Source organism: Desulfovibrio sp. ZJ200, from assembly GCF_011039095.1.
Lineage (GTDB): Bacteria > Desulfobacterota > Desulfovibrionia > Desulfovibrionales > Desulfovibrionaceae > Desulfovibrio.
In genome coordinates this window covers 144387-163868 of the sequence record NZ_JAAKEH010000001.1, presented here as the reverse complement: position 1 = coordinate 163868, position 19482 = coordinate 144387, and the positions used below count along the sequence as shown (strand labels likewise).

Genomic DNA, 19482 nt, shown 5'->3' with positions numbered 1-19482 from the left:
TGGTATGCCAGTTGCCGAATTCTTTTGGGAGACGCCGCCACTTGCAGCCATTTTCCGCGACATAGAGGATAGCATTGAGAACCTGGCGATTATCCAGGGAAACATTTCCCCGCTGTCGGGGGAAGCAGTCGGCAATGCGTTCATATTGTTCTTTGGTTATGTTCATGGGGGCGAGTATACCCCATGAATATAATTCGTCAAATAGCGTGAACAGGCCCTAGGCGCTTGACCGAAGCCTGAAAAGCGCCAGAAAAAAAGGTTTGAGAATTTGGGGCCGGTTTGCGGCCCTTTTTTCATGCAACTTGAGAAATGAAAAAGCCCTGACATGTGTCAAAACGAACACAAAAAGCAGGGCTTTTTTACGCCATCACTCCGGCGGTCTGAAAGGGATAATTTTCGCCTTAGCTTTTCGGCTAGGCGTTACTTGCCTTTGTGGCAACGACAGATTCGTTGCCTCCCCCGCTTACCGCTCTAAGTCGTTCTTCCAAGCGGGCTATTTGGGCTTTCAATTCGCCATTTTCCTTGCTCAAGGCTTGTCGCTCTTGTCGTTCCTGGGACAGTTGCCGTTCTAGAATGGCACAGCCATGGCAATTATTGGATGTCTCCGATTGTTGCTCGGTATCCTGCTGCTCCATCCTCGCATTTCCAGAATAAAGAAAATCAATAGAAATTCCTGTCTTATCTGAAACCAAGAAAAACCAGTGTGGCGGGATTTTTTTCTTGGCCTTCGCGCCAGACATGGAGCCTTGGGTTATACCCAGGTAACCGGCTAAAGCTGTATCGGTATCAGCTCCAACAGCTTTTTTCATTCGTTCTAGCTGTTCATCGAAGGGTTGCATAGATTTTTCCTTTTTATGCAACCGACAACGCAACCCACAAAACAAGGGAAATACCCTGTATTTTATGGGACTTATCTTGCAAAAAGAAAAAATCTTTATGCAACTGCTAAAAGCATTGGCTGAAACAGTCTTTGCCTTTAGTTTGGATTTGCGAGCGGTTGAAGTTTCAAGCCTGACAATGCCGACTTTAGCCGCTCCACCTGCTGGAATCAACGTTCACGGCAAGCCTGACTTTGGACACAAGCGGAGGGCACAAATGCGATACCAAGATTTTCTACAGGTCGCGGGAATCAGAGAGAGTAGTCTTTCTGAATCTGATTATCTCCATCTGATTGAACCTGCCATGCAAGACCGGCGCGATCTCTTTCCTACGGATGAGGCGGCCATAGCCTATTACCACAATTTTGGGTTGGATGGATTCTCCGACGACTTCTTTTCCACGCTGGACAACCTCATAGACTGCCTTGACCAGGCCAAGCGGATGACCGGCGTCACCCGGCAGGAATTTCTGAAGCTCGTGGAACTGGCCGTGGACCAAATGTAGAGGCAATCCACTATGTCCCAGCTATCCCTCCTCGGCACCTCTTTTCAACTCACCGGCGTCATGGCGGCCATTCGGGCCGCCATGCGTAACGCGGCGGGCGCGGAGGAAAGCGAGGGACGAAAGATACTTGTTGACCGCCTCAATGATTTGGCGGCGCAGTCCGGCATCCGGCTCACCTCCGGCAATTCTCCCGTTATCAGCAAGGCCACGCTGGACAAGTGGCTTTCCCCTTCCGACTTGAGCCACCCACCGTCAATTCTTGCCTTGCTGGTATTTTGCTCCGTCACAGACTGCGCGGAACCCTTGCGCGTTGCCGCACGGGCTTTGGGTTTTGACCTGATGACGCGGGAAGATCGGATGCTCCGGGATTACGCCCAGGCCATCCTTGACGAAAAAGCGGCGCGGCAGCGCAAGAACAAGCTGGAGAAAGAACTATGAACCGAGCAGCCTGCGGGATTCAGCGCTTCGCGTGCCGGTATATCATCAGATCCATCCTGGATTCTCACGGCGTCAGCATGGCGGAATTGGGGCGGCGGATTGGCGTTACGTCTGAATCAGTTTCCGCAACTGTGAAGGGTAAAAGACATTCCCCAAAGGTATTGGACGCACTCAAGGAGATGGGCGTTCCGGCAGCATATCTGTTTGACCCAAGGCTCAATCGTTGAGGGGGCAAGATATGGTCGTCAAGGAAGCATATACATCTAATACCCTGGCCCCAATGATGGGAATGACAAGACAGGGCATAGACTGGAAAGCAAAAGTCGAAAACTGGCAATCACGTCCTCGCTCCGGACGCGGTGGCGGCAAAGAATGGCTTGCCTCCTCCATGCCGGAAAGTACGCGCCTTGCCATACAGGTAGCCGAGGAAAAGGCCGCTCTGGCTGAATCCGACCCTGCAACAACCCTTCCTGCTCTTTCCGCCACCACGCAAGCCGCCATCATGGATGATTCCCGGCGCAACAAGGCTCTGGCCCGCGCGGACCTTGTGCGCCAGTACCTCTCGTGGCTGCGGCGCTTCGGCTACGGCAAGAAACAGCGGCAGGACTTCATCGCGGCTTACATGGGCGGGGCGTGGCCAAAGCTCCTTGAGGAAGTCGGCAAGGTAAGCTGGCAGACCCTTGAACGCTGGAAAGTGGCGCAGGAGCGGGCGGGCAGCGTCCTTGCCCTGACGGACAAGCGCGGAGTGGCGCACCGGGGCCGGACGTTGCTTACGGAGCGTCACCGCACGGTCATTCTGGGGCATATCCTCAACCCGAACGCTCCCGCCATCAGCCAGTGCGTCAATGAAGTGCAAAAGAAGTTTCAGGCGGAGGGCATCTATATCCCGTCCGAGCCGACAATCCGGCGCTTCGTGAAATCCTATATGCAGACCTGCTTTGATGCATGGACGCTGTTCCGCGAAGGCAAAAAAGCCTGGAACGACAAGTGCGCCATCTCTCTCTTGCGGGACTGGAACCTTGTTTCCGTGGGCGACATTGTTATTGCCGACGGCCATACGCTCAACTTTGAATCCACCAATCCGGCCACGGGCAAGCCCAAGCGGATGACCATCCTGCTTTTCTATGACGGGGCCAGCAACTGCCCGCTTGGCTGGGAAATCATGCCCACCGAGAACACGGCCAGCATTTCCGCCGCCTTCCGGCGAACCTGCATCATGCTGGGGAAGTTCCCCCGCGTTGTGTACATCGACAATGGCCGCGCCTTCCGCGCCCGTTTTTTTGAGGGCTGCCCGGACTTTGAACAGGCGGGCATCTTCGGCCTGTATGAAAGCCTTGGCTGCAAGGTGATCCATGCCTGGCCCTACCACGGTCAGAGCAAGCCCATAGAACGATTCTTCGGGACGATGCACGGGCTTGAAGTATGGATGCCAAGCTATACGGGCTTTGACATTGCCCACAAGCCCGCCCGCATGAAGCGCGGAGAAGAACTCCACCGGCAGCTTTATGAAAAGATGGGCGGACGCCCCCTCACGCTGGAAGAAACGCATTACCAGGTGGCCCGCTGGTTCGCGGAATACGCGGAGCGCCCGCAGTTCCGCACCCACCTTCACGGGCGCAAGCCCGGAGAAGTGTTCATGGCGGGGCGCGGCGACGGCCTCTCGGAAGCTGACATGAACAAGCTGACCGAACTGATGATGCAGAAGAAGATCAGCGTCATCACAAAGGACGGCATCAGGCTCAACGGGCGGCTTTACTGGCATGAAGGGATTTCCCGCCGCCGCCATGAAGTGCTGGTTCGTTATGATGAACATCTGACGCCTGACCATGTGCTTGTTTATGACATGGACGGGAACTTCATCTGCAAGGCGCTGGACAGGGAGCATCATCACATAGCCAGCGGACTGCACCCGGCGGCGGACTATCTGGGAACGTCGGAGCAGCAGGCCGCGTTCAAGGCCGCTCTTGAACTCAAGGGCCGGCAAAAGAACCAGAGCGAAGCCCTCATGCGCGGGATGCTCACGGCAACGGTCATGCCGGAGGTTCGCGCCCATGTCGCCGCCATCCAGAACGCAACGCCGCCGGAAGCCCCGAAGCGGGCGAAAGTCATCCCCCTGACAACTCCCACAGCGGAGGAAAAGGCCGCGTTTGAGGCTGCAAAGGCGCAGGCCAGGGCCGATATGGACGCCGCGCCCGGCTACACGCCGTCCGACCTCAAACGCTGGAAGGATTCACAAGAACGCTACGCCTATCTGTTCAAGGTCAAGTTTGAGCAGGGCGCGGAGCTTGTCCCGGCGGATGCCGCATGGATGGAAGCCTACGAGCAGACACCGGAATATGAGCGTTACGGCAAAGCCCGCTATGAGGGCCTGAAAGCTGTCTATGCCCGGCAATCCGCCCGGATGGCATAACAATATGGAGGAATCACAATGCGGGAAACGATCATTGAAACCGAGGCCATGAGCCGCTTTGACGCGGCGGTGGACGAAGTGACCGGCGCGGACCGGGGGCTTTCCGGCTTTGTGCTTGCCTACGGGCAGGCCGGGCGCGGCAAGAGCGTGGCGGCGGATCGCTATCACTTCCAGCGCGGCGGCGCGTATGTCCGCGTCTGGCAGAACTGGAGCCAGACCAGCTTCTTGCAGCGCCTGCTCTTTGAAGTCCGGGGGAAAAATACGGACATGCCCCGGCACACGGGCAACCGCTGCAAGGAACTGATTGTCCAGGCGCTCGAAGGCAATACCAAGCCGCTGTTCATCGACGAGGCCGACCGTCTGAAAATCGACCGCATAGAAGATTTGCGGGACATTCACGAAATGACCGGCGCGCCTGTCGTCCTTATCGGAGAGGAAGGCATTTTCGGCCTGCTTTCGGAGCGGCGCAGGATATGGAGCCGCGTTGTCCATGAAATTGAGTTCGGCCCCATCAGTCCGGCGGAAGTGGCCCTCTATGCCATGCAGGCCGCCGGGCTGGACGTGCCCCTGGAACTGGCCGGGGAAATTGCCCAGACCACGGAAGGCGACTTCCGGCTTGTCCGCAATATGTGCCTGATTCTGGAAAAGACGGCCAAGGCGCAAGGCTCCTTCAGCGTGGATCGGCAGATGCTGGATACAGCCCGTTCCACCCGCAACTGGCGGCGCAAGTAGGGGGCGGCATGGATACCCGCAAGGAAGTCAGCAAGGAAGCGGTGCGCGCGGCGCTGCAAGCTCTGGGCAAAGGCGGCAAGGAAATCAGCTACCAGCTTGTCTATGAGGCGCTGGGGCTGAAAAGCGAAGCGGAGCAGGCCGTTGTCCGCAGCCGTATTTCCGACATGACACGGCATGGAGAAGTCAAGCGGACGCGCCCCGGCTGTTTCACCTACGATTTCAAGCATCGCCCCCGCGAGGCGAAAAGCTATGAAGCTCTGTGGCGCTTTGTCCGCAAGGCCAAACCGGGCTGGTCCGTATCGGAATGCGCCATGATGACGCGCGTCTCCTACACGCAGGCGCTCCGCTACTGCAACTGGCTGGAGGAAGAAGGCTTCATTGAACGGATGGGCCGGGATGATCGAAACGCTGTTACCTGGCGGGCCACCGTGAAGGCGGACCAGAACCCGGAAACGCCATATCCCCCCATTCGGGCAACAGACCCCTTTGCAAAAGAACGCACGGCAGCGGCGACAATTACCCGCCTGATGCTCTGCGCCGACCCCTACGCCCCTCATACGGCAAGGGGCATTGTGGAGGCGGCCCGCGTCCTGCTGACCCGCTTTGAAAAGCAGGACAACCCCGTCACGGAACTTAGAACAGATTACCTTTGACTTTTTATGAAAGTCAAAGGTGGCATTCAGGCGAAAAACGCGGTTTTCGCCTGAATGTACGCCGCGTTGCGGCGGCTGCCGCTTTCGCGCCAGCAGAGCATTTTCAAAGAGAAAATGCTCTAAGAACGCATAACAGGGAGGAAAGGCCATGTTGAGTGAGGAACTGAAAAGCATCAGTGCGGCCCTGGAACCGCTGCTCGGAAGAGTGAGGGCAGATGACGCCCAGCTTGTCCGCATCTGCCGCCGCAATCTGGCCGCTGCGGCTGAACAGGCGGAACACCTGGAAGCAATCATGGATTGCAATGTGGACGCCGCCATGCGGCTCACAGACAGGCCGCCCCTGGCCCGCGAAATGGGAGGTTACTGATGTCCAGAATCAAGCCTGACCCGCATGTGGTGGAAGACCGCGCCCAGGCCGAGTGCGCCCTGGCGGAGATTGCCGCCCTGGATCGCAAGCTGGACGGCATCTCCGCAGCCATGCAGGAGAGCATCGACACAGCCAAGGCCAGGGCGAGCCAGGAGGCCAACCCCCTGATGGCCCGCCGCAAGGAACTTGCGGACGCTGTGGCGGTATTCGCCAAGCTCAACCGCCAGACGCTGTTTGCCAAGGCGAAAAGCGTTGACCTTGGTTTCGGAACCATCGGCTTCCGGGCCAGCACGCGGATTGTCCAGATTCGCGGCGTGACGGCGGAAATGACCCTGGAACGGCTGCATCAGTACAACCTGGCGGACGGCATCCGCACGAAGGAGGAAATCAACAAGGACGCGGCCCTCGGCTGGCCGGATGAACGGCTGGAACTGGTGGGTATGCGGCGGCAGCAGGTGGACGCTTTCTTTATTGAAATCAAAAAAGACCCACTCCCGCAGGAGGGGGCGGCGTAGCCATGAGGCTGACCAAAAAGGAAAAGGAACTGCTGGGCAGGCAGTATGCGGAAGGACTGTTCTGGGGACACGTCGAAAGCCCGGCGGATATTCCTGCCCTGAAAAAGCGCCGCGACTGGCAGGAGGCTCCGGAATTTGAGCGGCGTAACATCATATCGGAACTGGCGACTATGGCGCGGGACGAACTGTTGAAAGCCGGACACAACAGGGAAACCGTCCTCCGTTTTGTGGGCCAATATATCCGGCACTGGTAGCGGGCATGACAAAGAAGGAATTGATTGACGGCATCATGGAATCCATGCCCAAGGGCGGGCGTGGCGTGGCGAACCGGCTGCATGTGGAAAGTACGCTGGAAGCAACCTGTAATGTGATGGCAGCCGAACTTCTGGGCGGCGGCGAAGTGAGCCTGCCGGGCATCGGCAAACTCAAGACCGTGGCAACCAAAGCCCGCACGGGGCGCAATCCCAGGACGGGCGAACCGCTGGAAATTCCGGCAGGCAAAAAGGTGACTTTTTCACCGTTCAGAGACTTTAAAGAGGCATTGAAACCATAAAGCGAAACCGCCCGCCCACTCCAAGGGCGGCGCGGTCGCCCGGCGGTGGTGCGCAGGGCCTGACGAGCAGCCGAAAAAGAATTATGAGCGCCTATTATAACGAGATTGACCCTTTCGCCGCATCATGGAGGACGCACTGTACTGGTGGCGGATACAGGCCGTTACACGCCTGGCCCAGCCCATTCCGGCTCCGGGCCATTTGCGTTTCTGGACTTTTGATCTGGTGTAAAGGGGGGGCAGCCATGAAAGAAAACCGCACCATGCGGCTTGGCCTGTATCGCAAGATAGAGGTGGCCAGGAAGCAGCTGCCGGAAATGGATGAAGAGGCTTTTCGGAGTCTGCTCCGCTCCGAGTTTGGCGTGGAGAGCCGAAAAGACATGACGGTGCCCCAGCTTTCCCGTCTGGTGCATCACTTCGCACGGCTTGGAGTGGAATACAAGGCTCCCGCGAAAAGCCGCAACAGGCGGGTCACGGCAAACGCCAGGCCGGATTTTATTGAAGTGACCGACTCCATGCCCTATGCGCGGGAAAAGCGGCAGATTCTGGCGATATGGCGCAAGCTGGGCTATTCCATGACCAGCCTTGATACCAGGGTGAAACGGGCATTCGGAGCGCACTGTTTCCTCTGGCTGCATGACGGCGAAAAAATCGGCATCCTGCTTTCCGATTTGCAGCGCCGGGAAAAAAGCTTTGAAAAGCGTCAGATCAGGATGGCGGAGCGTGCCGACTGAAAACCTGAAAGCCGATATCCTGAAGCAGTACGCCTCAGTCCATGCCTTTTGCAAGGCGCATCCGGAGCTGTCGCGCTCTTCGGTCTATCTGGCGCTTTCCGGCAAATACCCCGGCAATTCAGGCAATCAGGCGGCAAGAATCCGTGCTGCCCTGGCCAGCCCACAGGAGATCCCGCCGCAGGCGCTGCCGCAGGTTTCAGCGAGAACGCTTGTCGACACCTTGCAGGAGATTCGCTGCGCCCATTGCCGCCGCCTTGACCGGCGCGAATGCATGGCCTGCCGCGACCAGACAGGACGCGAAGGTGACGAGCTCTTTTTCAGATTATTTGGCAGGATGGCAGACGCGGGGAGTTTGTGACGCGAATAAACGGCTCTGGAGGTGTGCTATGTCCAGAACCAGGATCATGGACATCGTGACTCTGGTCAAAAACGGCTGGCGTCCGTACAATGCGAAACCAGACCAGAAGATTTATGAGGCCCTCGGCTGCGGGCTTGCCCTGAACGGACGTAAGGACAAGCCGTTCTGGTTTGTGCGCGATGATGTTTTCTGCTGCGTGGGGTGCGCCGCGCACTGCACGTTGAAGCGGCCCGCAGGCTTTCCGTTGCCGCTCCCCATCCGCTATCCCCAACTGCCGCCGGAACAGGGGTACTATCTGACGCCGCTTGAAATGCTGGAACGCCATGACCTGTTGAATGCCAAGCAGGCGGCCTATTGCCTCAACGTCAGCGAGCGAACCATCTACAATCTGATCGCCGAAGGAAAGCTGGTGCGCCTGCGGGAAAACCCCGTGCGCGTCCGCGCATCCGAAGTGAAAGCCCTCCGCGAGGACTTTGACGAGTAAAAGTTCTCTGCATACCGCGCCACGTGTCCATGAACCGCAGGCCCATTTCTGATACCCCGGAAATGGGCCTTTTCGCGTCTGGCCCAAACTCCCCGATGGCCGCCGGGATTGGCCCGGCGGCCAGAATTTCAAAAGGAGCGCACCGTGAAGAAGCTGATTTGCAATCCCCGTTTTCTGCTCTCCCTGTTCATGATTTTCGGCCTCTGCCTGCTTCTGGGCATCATCGTTTTTTCGCCGGCGCAAGGGCCGGTCATCGGCTACAAGCTGGCGCTGGTTGTCCTTGCGGCCATTGTCGGCATGGCCTTCGACTACCTCGCCTTTCCCTATGCCTTACCCTCCGGCTATCTGGACAGGGACTGGCGCAAGAACCCGGATGCCACCGGCCCGGACGGCAAGCCGGATTACCCCGTGGCCGAGGGCTGTATCCTGCCGTTTTGCGCGTCCCTTACGCGGCGGGCCGTTATCATCTTTGGCTTTGTTATCGCCGTGGCCGTGGGGCTGTAGCGATGAAAGCGCGTCTTTTTCCGCCATACGGCGTCAGGCTGCGCGTTTTGCCGGGGTCATGGACGCCTGTGTCCACTCCCCCGGCAAAACGCTTACCTTCCTTGTCTGGCGCAAAAATCCGGGCTTTCATCCTGTTGGCCGCGCTTCTTGCCGTTGGCATCGGCGGAGCCGCCCACGCCGCCGAAATCACCATTCCCCGCGCGGCCGCGCAGCACAAGGCAACCCTCACGCGGGCGGCCCGCGCCTATTGGGGGCTTGACGCGCCGGTGTCTGTTTTCGCGGCGCAGGTACATACGGAAAGCTGGTGGAAAAACAACACGGTTTCCCATGCCGGAGCGCAGGGCCTTGCCCAGTTCATGCCCGCGACCGCGCGCTGGTTGCCCGGCGTTATGCCGGAAACGGGCAAGCCCGCGCCCTTCAACCCGGCGTGGAGCCTGCGGGCGCTCTGCGCTTATGACAAGTGGCTCCGGGACAGGGTGCATGGCGCTACCGACTTTGAGGAGATGGCCTTTACCCTCTCCGCCTATAATGGCGGCCTTGGCTGGGTGAATCGGGACAAGGCCAGGGCAAAAAAGCTCGGCGTGGACGACTGGCGCTGGTTTGACCATGTGGAGAACGTCAACGCCGGGCGCTCCGTGGCCGCGTTCCGGGAAAATCGGCAATATCCGCGCCGCATCCTCAAGGAACGCCAGCAGGCATACGTCAAGGCCGGCTGGGGGCCGGGAATTGAGCCATGAACAAGATCCTCGCAATTTTTGCCATCGGCTTTGCGTTGGCGGCTGCGATCCAGTATTTCGCGGCGCAGACGCTGGAACGTTCCCTTGCTGCCGAAGAGGCGGCCCATGCCGTCACGCGGCAGGAACGCGACGACTGGAAGGCGCGGGCACAGGCGGCGACAACGCGGGCGGAAGCCCTGGCGGACAATGCCCGGCGCTGCCTTGAGCGGGAAGCCCAGGCGCAGGCGGACGCCGCCGAGCGGGCGGCCATCATGGACGCGGCCAGGCCAAGGCCCCGGACGGAAACGGAAAAGGCAAGGGTGGTAGACGATGAAACGCGCCATCGCGCTGTGCGGCGTCTTAATCGGCCACTTTAGACGCCGCGCCGGATCGGGCTGTCGCTTGCGTCTGTTTCGGATGACGCCCACCCTCTGGGATGGGCTGGCGCGGTTTTCGCTATGCTCCCGCTGCGCGGCCAGCATCATCCTGATGCTGTGCCTCTGCGGCTGCGGAGCGAGGCGGGCCGCCCCGCCCGTTCTCAACTTGCCTGACTGTCCCGCCCCCGCCGCTCCGGCGCTGCCGTTGCTGAATGCGGCGGAGCCGCTGGAAAGTCCGGCCAACATGGCGGCGCTGATGGAACGTGACGACAGAATGAGAGCGTACATTGACGGCCTGTCTGCGGCGCTCTCCTGCTGGCAGGTAAAGGGAGGAACCAGAGATGGGAGCAACTGAACTGGGCACGGCGCTGGCTGCGGCGCAACCGATGCTGGAAAGTCTGGTGGCGCTTGGCGTTCCGGGCGTTATCTGCATCATTCTGGCGCTGCCCACGCTTGCCATTGTCACGGCGTTTCTGGCGGCTTTCGCCCTGAACAACCGCCATGCCCGGCGCATGGAATCCATGCTGGAAGCCTACCGCCAGGACACCCAGAAGATTCTTGACGACATCGGGGCCAAGCACGGGGAAGTCGTGATTTTTTATCAGAAGAATGTCGCCCTGGTGAAAAGCTATGAGCGCGTGGCCGAAAGCATCGTGCAAATCGCGCAGGGAATGCAGACCATCATAGTGAACAACACCAGGGCCGTTGAACATCTTTCCACCATCATTGAGGCCAGGGGGAATTGAGCATGAGCAGGGCGGAGAACCTGGGGCAGCGCGAGGAACTGCGTATCAGGCGAAAATCCATTGAAGCGGAAATCACAAGTCATTGTGAATCCATCCGGCACAGTCTGCCGCTGACTGCGGAACCCGTGGAGATTGACGCGGAATACATCATGCGCCTGTCCATCCGGCTCAACGAATTGAAGCAGGAACTCAAGGGCGTGGTGCGCAAGATTGAAATCCTGGAACGGGATTTGGGCATCTGATGGGCCGCGAATACCCCACGGACACGCTCTGGCGGGCGCAGGAACTCTATTGCGTTGACCGCTTGAGTTATGCGGCGGTGGCCGAGGCAACCGGCGTTTCGCCCACCACGCTCAAGGCGTGGGGGCAACTCTATAACTGGTCCCGCAAGCGGGCGGAAATCGCGCAGGCGGAGAGCGAGATCCGCGTCAATCTGGTCAAGGGCCGTCAGAAGGCGCTGGAGCAGCTTTTGACGGCGGCGGACGCCAAGGAGGCCGCGCCCATGGCCTTTGCCGTGTCCTCTCTGGAATCCCTGGCCCTCAAGCGGCAGGAGCTGGCCGCCGCCGGCAAGATACCGAGCGCCGCGCCCGTAACGCGCCGCAAGATCGGCAACCGCGCCGAGGCCATTGCCGCCCTGCGCGAAGCCGTGGAACGCAAGCTGGGGCTTGCTCTTGCCGACCCGGATAAAATCTCCACGGCCACGGTGCAGGACGTGAAACGCTGCCTTGAGCTGGTGGCGGAGCTGGAAGCGTCCCTGCCCAAAGAAAACGAGACCGAGGAGAGCAGGCGGCGCGGTCTGTCGCAGAACATGGCCGAGAGCATCTACAAGGCCCTTGGCGTGGCGGAGGAAGCATGAAGCCGGCCGAAGTGCTTTTGCCCTACCAGCAACGCTGGGTGGGCGACAGGAGCCGGGTGCGCGTCTGGGAAAAAAGCCGCCGCATCGGCGCAAGCTACTGCGAGGCGCTCCAGTCCGCGATGGAGGCGGCCAAAAGCCGCGAGGCAGGCGGCCAGGACACCTTTTATCTTTCCTACAACAAGGAGATGACCCAGACCTTCATCCGTGACTGCGCCTTCTGGGCCAAGGTGTTTAACATGGTGGCGGACGATGCGGAAGAAGTTGTGCTGCGGGATGAAGACCGCGACATCACCGTCTACCGCATCCGCTTTGCCTCCGGCTTCAACGTCTGGGGGCTGCCTTCCGAACCCCGCTCCCTGCGTTCCAAGCAGGGCCGCGTCATCCTGGACGAAGCCGCCTTTGTCGATGATCTGCCGGAGCTGATGAAGGCCGCCTTCGCGCTTCTGATGTGGGGCGGCTCGGTGTCCATTCTCTCCACCCACAATGGCGAGGACAATGCGTTCAACGAGCTGATCAAGGATATCCGGGCCGGAAACAAAACGTACAGCCTGCATCGCACCACGCTGGATGATGCCATCGCGGACGGTCTTTTCAAGACCATCTGCAAAAACGGCAGGCCGCCAAAGCCCTGGTCAGCGGAAGCGGAGGCCGCATGGCGGGCCGGCATCATTGCCGACTACGGCGACGGCGCGGACGAGGAGCTTTTCTGCATTCCCAACCGTTCCAGCGGCGCGTATCTCACGGCCGGCATGATTGAAGCGTGCATGGATGACGCGCCGGTCATCACCTGGGCAGAGCCTGCGGCGGACTTTGTGGACTGGCCCTTGCCCATTGCCGAAACCTGGACACGCGGCTGGATTGAGGAAAACCTCGCGCCCCTGCTGGCGGATCTGCCACGCGAGCAAAGCCATTTCTGCGGCGTGGACTTTGGGCGCTCCGGCGACTTGTCCGTGTTCTGGCCGGCCACCGAGCAGCGGGATTTGCGCCTCACGCCGCCCTTTGTTCTGGAATTGCGCAACTGCCCGCACAGGACGCAGCAGCAAATCCTTTTTGCGATTCTGGACAAACTGCCGCGCTTTTCCGGCGTGTCGCTGGATGCTCGCGGCAATGGCTCCGCCCTGGCCGAAGCCTGCCGCCAGCAGTACGGGCCGGGGCTGGTGCGGGAAGTCATGATCTCCGAAGCCTGGTACCGCGAAACCATGCCGCTCCTGAAAGCGGGCATTGAGGACAGGACTCTCATGCTCCCCAAAGACTCCGGCATTCTTTCCGATTTTCGCTCCCTGCGCGTGGTCAAGGGCGTGGCCCGCGTGCCTGAACAGCGCACCAGAGACAAGACGGGCGGCAGACACGGCGACTCCGCCATCGCCTGCGCCATGATGCTGGACGCCCGGAAGGAACTGGGCAGCGTGGAGCCGTGGGAATATGTGGGGATACCGATGGAGGGGATGGATTTCTCAGGCTGGTAAAAATTCCGCATAGTTCGCCCACAATCCCTGCAACGCCTCCGTGTCCCTGTCATACTGCCAGAAAACGGAGGCTTTTTCTATGGCCGATGGTCTCTTCATGCCGGACGGCTCTTTCAGGCCGTTTTCGGCGGCGGAACTTTCAACCGAGCTGGCCACCCGCCAGAACGCGGGCGTGTATTACGCCGAGCTGGAAGGCTGGCTCTCCACGCTCCCGGACCCTGATCCAGTGCTGCGCAAGCGGGGCGACGAGGCCACTGTCCTGCGCGATCTTTCCGCCGATGACCAGGTGGCCACGGCCATGCTTTCCCGCAAAAACCGCGTCCTCAACTGCCCGCATTTCAACCTGCGGGCTGGCGCTGTGGAAGGCGAGGAGCCAACCCCGGAGGCGGAGGCGCTTTTCCGGCGCTTCCGGCAGGATTTGGAGCGCACAAACCAGAGATCGATCATCAGCGCCATGCTGGACGCGCCGTTCTATGGCTATACGCCGCTGGAGCTTGTCTGGCGCTTTTCCGGCGACTGGTGGCACATCGTGGACATCATCGCCCGGCCCTTTCACTGGTTCCGCTTTGACAGCAAAAACCAGCCCGTGTTTGTGGGGGAATATGGCCTCTTCTGTGCCGAGCCGCAGCCGCTCCCGCCCGGCAAATTCGTTTTTGTCGCGCATCACGCCACCTACGACAACCCCTACGGCTTGCGCCTCCTTTCCCGCTGTCTCTGGCCGGTGAGCTTCAAGCGCGGCGGCCTGACGTTCTATGCCCGTTTCGTGGAGCGGCATGGGATGCCCTGGGTTGTGGGAACGGCTCCTGCGCAAGCATCAGATCAGGACAAGCTCAAGATCGCCCGCGACCTTGCCCGCATGGTGCAGGACGCTGTGGCGGTTATCCCTCACGGGGCGGACGTCAAGCTGGAGAGCGCGGGCCAGACGCAGGGTGAAATCCACGAGAAATTTCTGGCCCGGCAGGACAAGGCCATCAGCAAAATCCTCATGGGCCAGACCCTGACGGTGGAGATGGAGGGAAAAAACAGCCAGGCGGCCGCCCAGACGCACCAGGACGTAGCCGAAGGGCTGGCCGATGCCGACAAGGCAATGGTCTGCGACGCCTGGAATGAAATCGCGTGGCTCTATGCCCAGGTCAACGCTGCGCCGGGTGTGCTTGCGCCGCTGGCCGCGTATGAGGAGCCGGATGACCTCAACATGCAGGCTGATCTGGACAAAAAGCTGACAGAAATCGGGGCCGAATTCACCGAGGAGCATTTCACGGAGGTCTATGGCCTGAAGCCCGGCGAATTTCAGGTGCGCGGGCAGACGTCTCCACAGCCGGGGGAAGAAGCCACGGCGGACTTTACCGCGCCAAACCGCCAGCCTCATCTCGCCGAAAAAGCGCAACAAACCTTGGATGCCGCCATTGTCAAAATGCTGCCCAAGGCTCTGCGGGCCAGCAACGCCTTTGTTGGCGAGGTGGAGGCCGCCATCCATCAAGCCAAAAGCTATGACGACCTGCAGGACAGGCTTGTGGAACTGCTGGCGCCGGCCATGACTCCCCGCACACTGGAGAATTTTCTGGCGTGCGCCATGACAGCCGCCGCCGGGCATGGCGCTGCGGCCATAGAAGCGGAAATCGAAGACGATGGCCAAGAAAAAGCCTGACTTCACGCTGGATGATCCTGAAATCATCGCCGAGCCTGTCCAGCCTGACGCGGCCATCAAGTTCTGGCAGGAACGGGCCAAGCTGACATGGGATCAGGCCAAGGGCCTGGCAGACGGCGCGAAGGCGCGGGCGTTTTATGTGACGGGTCTGTATCAGCAGGATTTGGTCAAGCTGGTCAGTGACGGCATCGAGGCCGCGCTGGCCAATGGCGAAACCCTGCCGCAATTCAGGGAGCGCATTCTGGCGGCGATTCAGACCCAGGGCTGGCACGGCCACAGGGTTGAAAACATCTTCCGCACCAACATGCAGAGCGCCTACGCCGCAGGCCGCTACAAGAAGATGCAGGCCGTCAAAAACTCGCGTCCCTACTGGCAGTATATGGCGGTCATGGACAAGCGGGTGCGTCCATCGCATGCAATTCTGCACGGCAAGGTCTACCCGGCTGAGCATGAGTTTTGGGATTCCCACTATCCTCCAAACGGCTTCAGATGCCGCTGCGGTGTGGTCACGCTCTCGGAACGGCAGGTCAAAAAACAGGGGCTGACCGTGGAAAAGGAGATGCCCAAGGCCGACATGTGGACTGATCCGAAGACCAAGATGGAGTATTTCGTCAATTTTCCAGGAGCCGACAGCGGCTTCAGGAACAACCCGTTCAAGGAATGGGCAAAAAACGGCGGTGTGGCGGATTTGCCCGGACTCAAGGATTTTCCCCCGCCAAAGAAAGCGCCTGTCACACAAAAATTGTTGCAGGCCGAAATTTCCGCGCTGGATGAGCAAATCAAAACCACGACAGACAAGGCCGTCAAGGAAGCCTTGGAAGCCAAAAAGGCAGAACAGCAGGCGCTCCTTGAGAAAAAGGCCACCACGGCGCTCAAGAACAAGCTGAATGCGGAAAGCAAAAAGCTCCATGTGAAGCTCAATGCCTTCCCCATCAAGACCTACAGCGGCATCTGGCAGAGCGATATCACCACAGCCGAATGGTCAAAGAAGGCCGCCAGCATCCAGGCCAAAAAGGACTACTACCTTTTCAAACTGGCCACAGGCGGCCTGACCCCGCAGGATGTGACCAAATTTCAGGGTTTTCTCAAAGACCTGGACGAATTCTCCGAGAAGGGCCAGGAATACTACAATCTGCAACAGAGCCTGAAAAACAATCAGGCGTCCTTGTTATCGCTTAAAAAAGGTGGTAAGGTAACTGCCAAAACTGGCAAGACCGCTGACGATCCATACTCACAGGAGCGCAAGGATGCAGCGATTTGGGCCAAAACGCGGAAAGAAGCTGACGCTGTCTTACGACAGAAATGCGGCGAGGTATGGCAGAAGGCCAAGACCGTTGAAAGGAATGCGGCTTACAAATATACTTCAGGATCAGGTTCTTTTAACCGGCCATTACGCGGGCATGACAAAGACTGGGGTAATTTTAAGGGTGTCGGCAAGGTAAACCTGAATAATGAGGGATCAGGAGATGCAATCAAGCATTTGACGAATCTGATAAACAGGTCTAGCTATGATAGGGATATATGGGTGCAGCGCGGTGTCAAGCCTTCTGGAGCGGCGGCATTTCTGGGGATTTCAGAGAAACAGCTGAAGGGCATGTCGCAGGATAAATTATTCGACCTGCTCAAAAAAGACGCGGTTACTGACACGGCGTTTGTTTCTTGCGGAAGTTGCAAGGGAACGGGCTTCCCAGGGGTTATCTTCAATATTTATTGCCCGAAAGGGACAAAAATGCTGTATGCCGAGCCGTTCAGCGCCTACGGATACGGCGCGAAAAAGAACTGGGACGGCATAAGCGGACAGTCTTCTTTCGGCGGAGAACTTGAAACAATTATCCAGCGTGGCACAAAATTCAGAGTCACAAAGGTTGAAAAAAGCTCCAAGGGCATTTTTATAGACATGGAAGTCGTGGAGCAAATTGAGGTTTAGAAAGTGGAAACAGCAAGACCGCGATGGGAAAACGAAGCCTGGACAGCCGTCCATCCAAACCCTGTGGCCTGCCGCACCTGCATGTTCAGGGCAACAGCAGGCGAAGGTTATGTCCTGGACAGGGCGAACACTGATACATGCACGATTTATGAAGATCCCGACCATAAGCCGGACGACGTATACTGGCATGGCGCTGATTGCGAAAATTATGAGCCGGCTGATGACAAGCCTCAATCGCTGCTTTTGGGTGTGGCCGTGGCAGATGCCCTTGGCGTGCCAGTGGAATTCAAGAAACGCGGAACATTCCATGTAACCACAATGCAGGGCTATGGAACCTACAACCAACCGCCTGGAACATGGTCAGACGATACGTCCATGACGCTGGCGTTGGCTGATAACATGGGACCGACAAAAATCTATATAGAAGATCTCGCAAAAAGCTTCATAGCTTGGCGCGATGAGGCGGCCTACACCCCTCATGGCGAAACTTTTGATATCGGCAACGCCACTAACCGCGCCATTGAGCGCATGAAAAAAGGCGTGGAGCCAGCCAAAGCCGGCGGCAAAGAGGAAAAAGACAACGGCAACGGCAGCCTGATGAGAGTTGCGCCGCTCGTCTTTTATTTTTTTGGAAAGGACGCGCAGGAGCGGTATCGGATAACGAAAACTGTCTCCTCCCTTACTCACGCCCATTCCTGGTCTGTGACCGCCTGCTTTATTTATCTGGAAATGCTCAATCTCCTGCAAAAAGGACGCGGCAAGAAGGCGGCCTATGCGGAACTGAAACAGGATTTCGCGCACTACACGTTCCTGGACAAGGACGCCCTGGCTCAATTTGATCGTATTCTAAAAGGAGACATCGCCGCATTGTCTGAAAGCGAAATCAGAAGCACGGGCTTTGTGGTGGATACTCTGGAGGCCGCTTTCTGGTCATTTCTGACCACCAAAAACTATAAAGACGCCGTCCTGCGGGCCGTAAACCTTGGCGAGGATACGGATACCACTGGAGCGGTCACCGGCGCTCTGGCCGCCCTTCATTATGGCCTTAAATCCATCCCGCAGGAGTGGCTGGACACGCTGGTGAAGCGTGAGGAAATCCGCGACATCGCCATCAGGATGCCGAGGTGGGATTTGTTGCCCAGCGTTTAAAATACCCCGCACTGAACGCCTGCTGTCCAGGCAAAGCCCCTGTTTCTGGTTCATAGTAGCCGGAAACAGGGGCTTTTCATTTGGAGGAAACTTTCATGAATACCAACACTGAATTGAACACAACGGAAAGCGCGCAGCATCAGCGCCGGGAATTCACAGCGGATTTCCCCGTCATCCTTGAAGATGTCGCAAAGACGCTCAGGGAGGCCGGATGCGGCCCGGTTGAAATCCGGCTTGCGCTTCTGGCTATGTGCGGGGTTCCTGTTCACCCCGTGAGTCAGGTTTCCCTCCGAACTTTCGGATAATTTCCGTCAGTTCCGCAAGGCAGTTCGGGATATCGGCTGTTGTCGCATTGCCGGAATGAATGTGGTCTGCCACGAGTTGGTATGCAAGCAGAAAAGCAGAATCATACCGGGACAAATCAAGAGAAACTTTTTCAGACATGTTCGTCTCCTGTGAATCCCGAACTGGCCGGGGCTGAAAGTGAATGGACAGGCAACAGCTATCACAGGAGGCGAAATGCCTCAAAGCGCGAAATATGGATGAATCAAACTGGATAGAGATCGCCCGTACCGGAACGTTCACCGACAGTCAGGGCCGCCCGCAGACCTTCACGGATGCTGATCTTGCGGCCATTGCCAGCGCCTACAACCCGCAACAGCGCGATTGTCCGCTTGTCTTTGGCCACCCCAAAACGGACGCGGCCCCGGCTTTCGGCTGGGCGAGCGGCGTCAGGGCCGAAGGCGGAAGATTGCTCGCGCAGTTTGCCCAGGTTCCGGGCGAGGTGAAGGAGCTTGTGGCAAAAGGGCACTACCGCCACGTCAGCATGAGCCTGATGCCGGATCGGAAAACCCTGCGCCATGTGGCGCTTCTGGGCGCTGCCCAGCCGGCCATTGACGGCCTGAAAGCCGTGGAGCTGGCGCAGGGCGCGGATTGTATCACCGTTGATTTTTCAACCAGTCAAGGAGGCAGCATGACAGCGGAAGAATTGCAGCGGCAGGTGGGCCAGCTGCAGGCGCAGGTTGAGGCGCTGAAAACTGAAAACGCGGATCTGAAAAAGAAAGCAGACGCCCACAAGGAAGGCAAGGACAAGGCGGAGGCTGAAAAGGCCGCCGCGCAGGAAAAGGCGGACAAAACCGCCGCCGACTTTGCCGCCTACAAGGGCAAGGTTGAGGGAGAAAAACGCGAGGCCCGCGTTTCCGCCCTGGTGGCCGCCGGCAAGATCACGCCTGCGGAAAAGGCCGGTGTGCTGCAGTTTGCGGCGGCTCTCGCGGCCCAGGGCGGAACGTTCGACTTCGCGGCCCCGGACGGCACGGCCGAGACGATCAGTCTGGAGGAAAAATACCTGCGGGAGCAGGAGGCACGCCCGGCGGATGCGCGGGGCGACGCGATGTTTTCCGCGCCTCCGGCCCACAGCGCGGAAGGCGGCCAGAATATCAACCCCGCCGAACTGACGGCGAAACTGTAGG

Annotated in this window: 26 protein-coding genes and 1 other RNA gene; 24 read left to right on the top strand and 3 right to left on the bottom strand. The window is 58.8% G+C overall.

Features of this window, described 5'->3' with window-relative positions:
- Positions 1-166: transposase (locus G7Y52_RS00740; RefSeq protein WP_165064542.1), on the bottom strand; the 166-nt coding region annotated here is incomplete at its 3' end.
- Positions 167-413: 247 nt separating this feature from the next.
- A complete protein-coding gene (locus G7Y52_RS00735) occupies positions 414-839 on the bottom strand; it encodes a helix-turn-helix domain-containing protein (RefSeq protein WP_165064539.1) in 426 nt (141 codons plus the stop codon).
- A gap of 64 nt (positions 840-903) precedes the next feature.
- Between G7Y52_RS00735 and G7Y52_RS00730 the strand changes: the two genes are divergently transcribed.
- From G7Y52_RS00730 to G7Y52_RS00620, 23 genes are all read left to right on the top strand, one after another.
- A complete protein-coding gene (locus G7Y52_RS00730) occupies positions 904-1383 on the top strand; it encodes a hypothetical protein (protein ID WP_206215153.1) in 480 nt (159 codons plus the stop codon).
- Between the two features lie 12 nt (positions 1384-1395).
- Complete coding sequence (locus G7Y52_RS00725) at positions 1396-1821, top strand: hypothetical protein (RefSeq protein WP_165064533.1); 426 nt, start codon at positions 1396-1398, stop codon at positions 1819-1821.
- 238 nt (positions 1822-2059) lie between these two features.
- Entirely contained in the window at positions 2060-4231 is a 2172-nt protein-coding gene (locus tag G7Y52_RS00720) for a Mu transposase C-terminal domain-containing protein (RefSeq protein ID WP_165064530.1), read from the top strand.
- An 18-nt stretch (positions 4232-4249) separates the two neighbouring features.
- A complete protein-coding gene (locus G7Y52_RS00715; RefSeq protein WP_165064528.1) occupies positions 4250-4963 on the top strand; it encodes an ATP-binding protein in 714 nt (237 codons plus the stop codon).
- A gap of 8 nt (positions 4964-4971) precedes the next feature.
- Positions 4972-5616, top strand: a complete 645-nt coding sequence (locus tag G7Y52_RS00710) for a hypothetical protein (RefSeq protein WP_165064525.1) — start codon at positions 4972-4974, stop codon at positions 5614-5616.
- Positions 5617-5764: 148 nt separating this feature from the next.
- Positions 5765-5983 carry a hypothetical protein gene (locus G7Y52_RS00705; protein ID WP_165064523.1) on the top strand — a complete coding sequence of 73 codons (219 nt, stop codon included), beginning with the start codon at positions 5765-5767 and terminating at the stop codon, positions 5981-5983.
- On the top strand, positions 5983-6498 hold the full coding sequence (locus G7Y52_RS00700) for a host-nuclease inhibitor Gam family protein (protein ID WP_165064520.1): 516 nt from the start codon (positions 5983-5985) through the stop codon (positions 6496-6498). Before G7Y52_RS00705 ends, G7Y52_RS00700 begins: the two co-directional genes overlap by 1 nt.
- Positions 6499-6500: 2 nt before the next feature.
- Positions 6501-6752: a hypothetical protein gene (locus G7Y52_RS00695; RefSeq protein ID WP_165064517.1), complete on the top strand. Its 252-nt coding sequence runs from the start codon at positions 6501-6503 to the stop codon at positions 6750-6752.
- Positions 6753-6757: 5 nt separating this feature from the next.
- The gene (locus G7Y52_RS00690) at positions 6758-7051 is read left to right on the top strand and encodes an HU family DNA-binding protein (RefSeq protein WP_165064514.1); all 294 of its coding nucleotides are present in this window, start codon (positions 6758-6760) and stop codon (positions 7049-7051) included.
- Positions 7051-7127: hammerhead ribozyme type II (locus G7Y52_RS00685), an RNA gene on the top strand. Before G7Y52_RS00690 ends, G7Y52_RS00685 begins: the two co-directional genes overlap by 1 nt.
- A 166-nt stretch (positions 7128-7293) precedes the next feature.
- Complete coding sequence (locus G7Y52_RS00680) at positions 7294-7782, top strand: regulatory protein GemA (RefSeq protein ID WP_165064511.1); 489 nt, start codon at positions 7294-7296, stop codon at positions 7780-7782.
- Positions 7772-8140: a hypothetical protein gene (locus G7Y52_RS00675; protein ID WP_165064509.1), complete on the top strand. Its 369-nt coding sequence runs from the start codon at positions 7772-7774 to the stop codon at positions 8138-8140. Before G7Y52_RS00680 ends, G7Y52_RS00675 begins: the two co-directional genes overlap by 11 nt.
- A gap of 28 nt (positions 8141-8168) precedes the next feature.
- Positions 8169-8624, top strand: a complete 456-nt coding sequence (locus tag G7Y52_RS00670) for a helix-turn-helix domain-containing protein (RefSeq protein ID WP_165064507.1) — start codon at positions 8169-8171, stop codon at positions 8622-8624.
- 144 nt (positions 8625-8768) lie between these two features.
- The gene (locus G7Y52_RS00665; protein WP_165064505.1) at positions 8769-9128 is read left to right on the top strand and encodes a putative holin; all 360 of its coding nucleotides are present in this window, start codon (positions 8769-8771) and stop codon (positions 9126-9128) included.
- Positions 9129-9259: 131 nt separating this feature from the next.
- Positions 9260-9865 carry a transglycosylase SLT domain-containing protein gene (locus tag G7Y52_RS00660; RefSeq protein ID WP_241159545.1) on the top strand — a complete coding sequence of 202 codons (606 nt, stop codon included), beginning with the start codon at positions 9260-9262 and terminating at the stop codon, positions 9863-9865.
- Complete coding sequence (locus G7Y52_RS00655) at positions 9862-10221, top strand: hypothetical protein (RefSeq protein ID WP_165064499.1); 360 nt, start codon at positions 9862-9864, stop codon at positions 10219-10221. The genes G7Y52_RS00660 and G7Y52_RS00655 overlap by 4 nt, the downstream gene beginning before the upstream one ends.
- 341 nt (positions 10222-10562) lie before the next feature.
- The gene (locus G7Y52_RS00650; RefSeq protein WP_165064496.1) at positions 10563-10967 is read left to right on the top strand and encodes a transcriptional regulator; all 405 of its coding nucleotides are present in this window, start codon (positions 10563-10565) and stop codon (positions 10965-10967) included.
- A gap of 2 nt (positions 10968-10969) precedes the next feature.
- Positions 10970-11209, top strand: coding sequence for a hypothetical protein (locus G7Y52_RS00645; RefSeq protein ID WP_165064493.1), 240 nt, complete (start codon positions 10970-10972; stop codon positions 11207-11209).
- Positions 11209-11823, top strand: a complete 615-nt coding sequence (locus G7Y52_RS00640) for a hypothetical protein (protein WP_165064490.1) — start codon at positions 11209-11211, stop codon at positions 11821-11823. Before G7Y52_RS00645 ends, G7Y52_RS00640 begins: the two co-directional genes overlap by 1 nt.
- On the top strand, positions 11820-13289 hold the full coding sequence (locus G7Y52_RS00635; RefSeq protein WP_165064487.1) for a hypothetical protein: 1470 nt from the start codon (positions 11820-11822) through the stop codon (positions 13287-13289). Before G7Y52_RS00640 ends, G7Y52_RS00635 begins: the two co-directional genes overlap by 4 nt.
- A gap of 79 nt (positions 13290-13368) precedes the next feature.
- On the top strand, positions 13369-14937 hold the full coding sequence (locus G7Y52_RS00630; protein ID WP_165064484.1) for a DUF935 family protein: 1569 nt from the start codon (positions 13369-13371) through the stop codon (positions 14935-14937).
- Positions 14918-16864 (top strand): phage minor head protein, encoded by a 1947-nt coding sequence (locus G7Y52_RS00625; RefSeq protein ID WP_165064480.1) that lies wholly within the window; start codon positions 14918-14920, stop codon positions 16862-16864. Before G7Y52_RS00630 ends, G7Y52_RS00625 begins: the two co-directional genes overlap by 20 nt.
- A 63-nt stretch (positions 16865-16927) precedes the next feature.
- Positions 16928-18013: an ADP-ribosylglycohydrolase family protein gene (locus tag G7Y52_RS00620; protein ID WP_206215151.1), complete on the top strand. Its 1086-nt coding sequence runs from the start codon at positions 16928-16930 to the stop codon at positions 18011-18013.
- A 246-nt stretch (positions 18014-18259) separates the two neighbouring features.
- Here G7Y52_RS00620 and G7Y52_RS00615 read toward each other — a convergent pair whose 3' ends face one another.
- A complete protein-coding gene (locus G7Y52_RS00615) occupies positions 18260-18457 on the bottom strand; it encodes a hypothetical protein (RefSeq protein ID WP_165064477.1) in 198 nt (65 codons plus the stop codon).
- 94 nt (positions 18458-18551) lie between these two features.
- On the opposite strand from G7Y52_RS00615, the gene G7Y52_RS00610 reads away from it, so the two are divergent.
- The gene (locus G7Y52_RS00610; RefSeq protein ID WP_165064474.1) at positions 18552-19481 is read left to right on the top strand and encodes a phage protease; all 930 of its coding nucleotides are present in this window, start codon (positions 18552-18554) and stop codon (positions 19479-19481) included.
- Position 19482: the final 1 nt, after the last annotated feature.

Excerpts from the sequence above, each read along its gene's own strand:
- G7Y52_RS00735 (WP_165064539.1), bottom strand. The coding sequence starts at position 839 with ATGCAACCCTTCGATGAACAGCTAGAACGAATGAAAAAAGCTGTTGGA.
- G7Y52_RS00730 (WP_206215153.1), top strand. The coding sequence starts at position 904 with ATGGGACTTATCTTGCAAAAAGAAAAAATCTTTATGCAACTGCTAAAA.
- G7Y52_RS00725 (WP_165064533.1), top strand. The coding sequence starts at position 1,396 with ATGTCCCAGCTATCCCTCCTCGGCACCTCTTTTCAACTCACCGGCGTC.
- G7Y52_RS00720 (WP_165064530.1), top strand. The coding sequence starts at position 2,060 with ATGGTCGTCAAGGAAGCATATACATCTAATACCCTGGCCCCAATGATG.
- G7Y52_RS00715 (WP_165064528.1), top strand. The coding sequence starts at position 4,250 with ATGCGGGAAACGATCATTGAAACCGAGGCCATGAGCCGCTTTGACGCG.
- G7Y52_RS00710 (WP_165064525.1), top strand. The coding sequence starts at position 4,972 with ATGGATACCCGCAAGGAAGTCAGCAAGGAAGCGGTGCGCGCGGCGCTG.
- G7Y52_RS00705 (WP_165064523.1), top strand. The coding sequence starts at position 5,765 with ATGTTGAGTGAGGAACTGAAAAGCATCAGTGCGGCCCTGGAACCGCTG.
- G7Y52_RS00700 (WP_165064520.1), top strand. The coding sequence starts at position 5,983 with ATGTCCAGAATCAAGCCTGACCCGCATGTGGTGGAAGACCGCGCCCAG.
- G7Y52_RS00695 (WP_165064517.1), top strand. The coding sequence starts at position 6,501 with ATGAGGCTGACCAAAAAGGAAAAGGAACTGCTGGGCAGGCAGTATGCG.
- G7Y52_RS00690 (WP_165064514.1), top strand. The coding sequence starts at position 6,758 with ATGACAAAGAAGGAATTGATTGACGGCATCATGGAATCCATGCCCAAG.
- G7Y52_RS00680 (WP_165064511.1), top strand. The coding sequence starts at position 7,294 with ATGAAAGAAAACCGCACCATGCGGCTTGGCCTGTATCGCAAGATAGAG.
- G7Y52_RS00670 (WP_165064507.1), top strand. The coding sequence starts at position 8,169 with ATGTCCAGAACCAGGATCATGGACATCGTGACTCTGGTCAAAAACGGC.
- G7Y52_RS00655 (WP_165064499.1), top strand. The coding sequence starts at position 9,862 with ATGAACAAGATCCTCGCAATTTTTGCCATCGGCTTTGCGTTGGCGGCT.
- G7Y52_RS00650 (WP_165064496.1), top strand. The coding sequence starts at position 10,563 with ATGGGAGCAACTGAACTGGGCACGGCGCTGGCTGCGGCGCAACCGATG.
- G7Y52_RS00645 (WP_165064493.1), top strand. The coding sequence starts at position 10,970 with ATGAGCAGGGCGGAGAACCTGGGGCAGCGCGAGGAACTGCGTATCAGG.
- G7Y52_RS00640 (WP_165064490.1), top strand. The coding sequence starts at position 11,209 with ATGGGCCGCGAATACCCCACGGACACGCTCTGGCGGGCGCAGGAACTC.
- G7Y52_RS00635 (WP_165064487.1), top strand. The coding sequence starts at position 11,820 with ATGAAGCCGGCCGAAGTGCTTTTGCCCTACCAGCAACGCTGGGTGGGC.
- G7Y52_RS00630 (WP_165064484.1), top strand. The coding sequence starts at position 13,369 with ATGGCCGATGGTCTCTTCATGCCGGACGGCTCTTTCAGGCCGTTTTCG.
- G7Y52_RS00625 (WP_165064480.1), top strand. The coding sequence starts at position 14,918 with ATGGCCAAGAAAAAGCCTGACTTCACGCTGGATGATCCTGAAATCATC.
- G7Y52_RS00615 (WP_165064477.1), bottom strand. The coding sequence starts at position 18,457 with ATGTCTGAAAAAGTTTCTCTTGATTTGTCCCGGTATGATTCTGCTTTT.
- G7Y52_RS00610 (WP_165064474.1), top strand. The coding sequence starts at position 18,552 with ATGGATGAATCAAACTGGATAGAGATCGCCCGTACCGGAACGTTCACC.